Source organism: Methyloceanibacter sp. (assembly GCF_035650995.1).
GTDB lineage: Bacteria > Pseudomonadota > Alphaproteobacteria > Rhizobiales > Methyloligellaceae > Methyloceanibacter.
Genome location: NZ_DASRGO010000084.1, coordinates 1 through 4,525 on the forward strand (window position 1 = coordinate 1; position 4,525 = coordinate 4,525).

At 63.1% G+C, this 4,525-nt stretch carries 6 protein-coding genes and 1 tRNA gene; 3 read left to right on the forward strand and 4 right to left on the reverse strand.

Annotation, left to right across the window (positions count from 1 at the left end; translation table 11 throughout):
- Window positions 1-313: 313 nt before the first annotated feature.
- Window positions 314-390 (forward strand) — tRNA-Ile (locus tag VFB18_RS06680).
- A gap of 93 nt (window positions 391-483) precedes the next feature.
- Complete coding sequence (locus VFB18_RS06685; RefSeq protein ID WP_324972561.1) at window positions 484-726, forward strand: GIY-YIG nuclease family protein; 243 nt, start codon at window positions 484-486, stop codon at window positions 724-726.
- Here VFB18_RS06685 and VFB18_RS06690 read toward each other — a convergent pair whose 3' ends face one another.
- The 4 genes from VFB18_RS06690 to VFB18_RS06705 all read right to left on the reverse strand — a co-directional run bounded on the left by VFB18_RS06690 (window position 727) and on the right by VFB18_RS06705 (window position 3,055).
- Window positions 727-924, reverse strand: coding sequence for a hypothetical protein (locus VFB18_RS06690; protein ID WP_324972563.1), 198 nt, complete (start codon window positions 922-924; stop codon window positions 727-729). It lies immediately after the preceding gene.
- A gap of 301 nt (window positions 925-1,225) precedes the next feature.
- Window positions 1,226-1,936, reverse strand: coding sequence for a sulfotransferase family 2 domain-containing protein (locus VFB18_RS06695; protein WP_324972566.1), 711 nt, complete (start codon window positions 1,934-1,936; stop codon window positions 1,226-1,228).
- Window positions 1,937-1,945: 9 nt separating this feature from the next.
- Window positions 1,946-2,638 (reverse strand): sulfotransferase family 2 domain-containing protein, encoded by a 693-nt coding sequence (locus VFB18_RS06700; RefSeq protein ID WP_324972569.1) that lies wholly within the window; start codon window positions 2,636-2,638, stop codon window positions 1,946-1,948.
- Window positions 2,639-2,647: 9 nt separating this feature from the next.
- Entirely contained in the window at window positions 2,648-3,055 is a 408-nt protein-coding gene (locus VFB18_RS06705; protein ID WP_324972572.1) for a TerB family tellurite resistance protein, read from the reverse strand.
- Between the two features lie 145 nt (window positions 3,056-3,200).
- Between VFB18_RS06705 and VFB18_RS06710 the strand changes: the two genes are divergently transcribed.
- On the forward strand, window positions 3,201-4,244 hold the full coding sequence (locus VFB18_RS06710; protein WP_324972575.1) for an ELM1/GtrOC1 family putative glycosyltransferase: 1,044 nt from the start codon (window positions 3,201-3,203) through the stop codon (window positions 4,242-4,244).
- The last annotated feature ends 281 nt before the right edge of the window (window positions 4,245-4,525 follow it).

Genomic DNA, 4,525 nt, shown 5'->3' on the forward strand with positions numbered 1-4,525 from the left:
TTTCCTCATGCGGTGGGCGAAGACGGCGAGCCAGCCCGAAACCCCCCGCTTCGAGGCTCTTGGCGAGCCTCGCGGCTTCGATCTGTTCGCGCGCGAGAGGAATCCTGCTATGAGGCGGAAATTGGGACATGCCGATCCCGCCTTGATGGCGAAGGCTAATTTTCCAATGTAACCCTGTCATGGCCGGGCATGTCCCGGCCATCCACGTCTTTGATATTCAACCGGCCATCCGCGTCTTTGCTATTGTGAACGCCGAATCGTGGATGCCCGCGCCCTCGGGCTCGACCCGAGGGCGGGGGCATGACGAAGAGTGGGGCCCGTAGCTCAATTGGTTAGAGCCGGCGGCTCATAACCGTCTGGTTGGAGGTTCGAGCCCTCCCGGGCCCACCATCTTGCTTCGCGCTACGCGCTTCGCAGGATTGCACCCGCGCCGATCGCGAAGCAGGATGCCCTCCGAAGCCTTGGCGGAGGAGGGCCGCCGCGATGCATTATGTCTATCTGTTACGAAGCCAGACATTCCCTGACGAACGTTATGTCGGACTCACGTCCGATCTAAAGCGGCGACTCGCCGAGCACAACGCTGGAAAGTCTCCGCACACGTGCAAGTTCGTTCCATGGAGACTGGTGACATATGTGGCCTTCTCCGATGTCCAGAAGGCTGAAACTTTCGAGCGTTATCTAAAGTCGGGTTCCGGACACGCCTTCGCTAAGAAAAGGCTCTGGTAGTCACTCAACCTCCTGCGCCAGGCCGAACCCCATATTGGTCATGTGGGGCTTGATGTAATCCTTCACTTGCTGCGCCGAGGTGTCAGGAAGCGCAACTTCCGCCTTGCCGCTTATCGTGTCCGTAGAGGCAGACTGAGTTGCACAACCCGCCAGCAGCGCGATTAGGCAGAGCGACGCGGCAGCGGCGAACTTGGTCATTTGAGGCGCTCACCATCGCGCGGAGCTGGCGCAGGGCTTCATTGCAATCACTACTCAAGAACTGTTCTGCAAGAAGGGCCCTGCGGATCATTGTCGCGCGACATGAACGACCCTCGGTCGTCCTGCTGCCCGACCGCCACAGCAATTGCGTCACCGCCCTGCCGGCTGACCGCAGGTGCACGACATGTCGTCGGCAAAGGTCACGAGGATATCGGCAGATAGATCGACGCCGCAGCCAAGGCCGCGGGCGGATAGACCGCGCGACGCTCTGGGCAAGGAAGGGGGAACGCCCCAACGCCAGTTAGAACCCGTACCCCAGCAGCGCAATCTCCGGCGCGTACCAGTCGGCGACCACATCGCGCGTCGCATCCGAATAATAGGAGCGGTAGCCGCGCGCCTCGTCCTTGTTGGGCGTGACGTTGACGCGTGGAACGGTGAGGCGCCGCTTCACGCCCGCCATCGCGAGCGCCGTGTTCAGGTCCTCCTCGAGATTTTCGTAGCGGCCGAGGAAATCGACGGCGAGCCCGCCTTCAAGCGTGCCGTCCTGCATGTAGATCTCGTGATTGTTCACGTAAGCGCGCCTGCGGCTTCCCATGAAGCGCTCGAAAGAGGGGCGCGTCCCTTTCGATTTCGTCTTGTAGAGATACCAGGAGACCTGCCGGTCCCACGGGTTGCGGTCGAAGGCGAACTTGAAATAGTTCCGCCACGCCTCTTCGCCGACATAGGCGCGCACGGTCGAGGCCGGCATGTGCTCGTAATAGCCCACGCTCGGATGGTAGTAGCGCTCGGGCCGCATGAGGAGGCGCTTCAAGAGCGGCCGCTTCGGCTTGAGCGGATGATCGATGCGGTAATTTTGCGGGGCAAGGCCCTTGCGGTCGCCCTCGCTCTCCTCGCGATAGGGGGTGATCACGTCGCGCGGGCCGCACAGCTCCGACAGCGCCGCCTCGATCGCCGTGCCCGCCGTCTTCTTGGTCTTCAAGAAGATGAATCTATGCTCGTGGCTGATGATCATGTCGCGGCTTCAAAATGCATAATCGAGCAGTGCGATCTCGCGCTGATACCAGTCGCCGACGATGCCCCGCGTCTCGTCGTCGTAATAGGCGCGATAGGGCTTGTCGGATTTGCGGAACGTGGTCTTGGCGCGGGGGAGGTCTCGATCGAGCGCGAGCCCGACTTGCCCGAGCGCGTGGCGCAAATCGGCATCCAAGTTCTCGTAGCGGCCGACGAAGTCGACGGCGACCTCTCCGCCGATCGAGTAGATCTCGTAATTGTTGATGCGCGCGCGCTTGTCGCCCTTGATGAAGCTCGAAAACGGCGGAGGCTTCGCCTCGCGCCGGTAGCGGTGGTGATAGAACGAGACCTGCCGATCCCACGGGTTGCGGTCGAAGGCGAACTTGAAATAGCTCAGCCAGAGCTTGTCGTCGTTGAGGAGGGCGCGCGCCTGCTCGGCCGGCATGTGATTGTAGAAGCCGTAATCCTCGGCGGTGAATTTGAGGAATCGCCGCTTGAAGAAAGGCCTCGGGCTTCCCCACCAGCCATGCCGCCGCCAGTTCTGTGCGCCGCGAGCGCCGGCGCGCAGCGCCTCGTCGATCTCGGTCAAGGGCGTGATGATGTCGGCGTCGCCGCACAGCGCGCTTAAGGCAAGCTCGATGCTGGTACCCGCGGTCTTCTTGGTCTTGAGGAAGATGAACTTGTGCTCGTGCGAAACGATCATCGCAGGAAGCTAGCGCTTCTGCTCGGCGAGCGAAACGGCGAGCTCCTCGAGGATCGCGCCGAAGTGAATCTCGGCAATGCCGAGCGCGGCGGCGATGTCCCTGAGCTTCTTGCGCTCCTCTCCGGCAATGCGGTCATCGGCGAGCAGCGCAAGATAGGCGGCGCGGATGATCGTCTCCTTGCTCTTCTCGTCGAGCGTCTTTCCCGCCGCCGCGAATTCGGGGATCACGTTCGTCTTGGCGTTGGCGTCGACGGCGCGGGCGACCTCGCCTGCCGTGAGCTTGCGCCCGGTCTCATCGGCGTAGATCTGCTGGATCAGCCCGACTTCGCGCGAATCGAGCCGACCGTCGGAGGCCGCAACCGCTACCATGGCCTTCAGCACCCAATCGGCACCGCTCATCGTAAGTCTTTCCGCCATCTCAGCTCCTCAAATCCGTGCCGCCCGAATAGTGGTAAGCCGCGCGCGTCTTGCCAAGCGGGGAGAAACAGGGCTTTGCAGCGGAAGCTCTGCCTGGGCTATGACGCGGGGCCTTTCATGGAGCACCTTGAGAGCCGGGTCAAATATGACGTCAGAGCCGCTTAGGGTCATTTTCCTCGCCGATACGCGCCCGGGGCATTATCACCTCGCCGAGGGCGTGATTGCGGCGATCGGGCGCCTGCGCCCGGTGGACGTGACGCGCATCGAGGTGAAGCGCAAGTGGATCGTGCCGACGCGGTGGCTCAGGGCCCGCATCAACGCCAAGACCTTCTTCCCGCCGCGCATGCTGCGCATGTCCTACCGCATCGACGCCTACAGCCTGCCCAAGGCCGATCTCGTGGTCTCGGCGGGCGGCGAGACGCAAATGCCGAATATCTGCGTCTCGCGCTTCCTCGGCGGCATTCCCAGCATCTTTTGCGGCTCGCTCCTGCGCGGTCTCGCGCCGGAGAATTTCAGCCTCATCATCTCCTCCTACGATCGCGACGCGGGAAGCCCGCGCCATATCGTGACGCTCAAGCCGTCGGCCATCGATCCCGACAAGCTCGGGAGGCCCAAGACCGTGCCGCGCTACGGCCCGAACCTCCATCCCAAGCTCGCCGGCCTTCTTATCGGCGGCAACGCCGGCCCGTTCCGCTACCGGCGGTCCGAATGGGAGCGGCTGCTCGCCTTCATCAAACAAGTCTCGCGCGAATGGGGTATGCGCTGGCTCGTCTCGACCTCGCGGCGCACGGCCGAGAGCGTGGCCGACCTGATCGGGAAGGCGGCCGAGGACGAGAGCGTCATCGAGCGCTTCATCGACTACCGCAAAGCGGGGCCGGGCACCTTGCCCGAGATCTTCGGCAGGGCCGAGGTGATCGTCTGCACCGAGGATTCGAGCACCATGATCTCCGAGGCCGTCTCCGCGCGGCTCCCGGTGATTGGTGTTGCGCCCAGAGCGCATCGCTTCACCGACGACGAGCGCGAATATCGCGACTTTCTCATCCGCAACGCTTGGTGCCGCGTGTTGCCGATTGCCGACCTGTCACCCGCGAATTTCGCCGTAGCGCTCGGCGAGATCAGGCCGCTTCAGGAGAATCCGCTCGACACGCTTGCCGCCAGGCTCAAGGAGCGCCTGCCCGAGTTGTTCTGAATTCCGTTCCTCATCATCCGTCATGGCCGGCTCGGCCCGGCCCAGGGCCGGGCACGACGAGTCAGTGTTGAGTTAAGGAGCGCGATTGGCTAGAAGCGGCCGGACCTTCCCGCGAAATCCGAGGAACAGAGGCACGCCCCATGGCCACGCCCCAATACGTCTTTGTCATGAACAAGCTGTCCAAGACCTACCCCGGCGGCAAGCAGGTCTTGAAGGACGTGACGCTCGCCTTCCTGCCCGGCGCCAAGATCGGCGTGGTGGGCGTGAACGGCGCCGGCAAA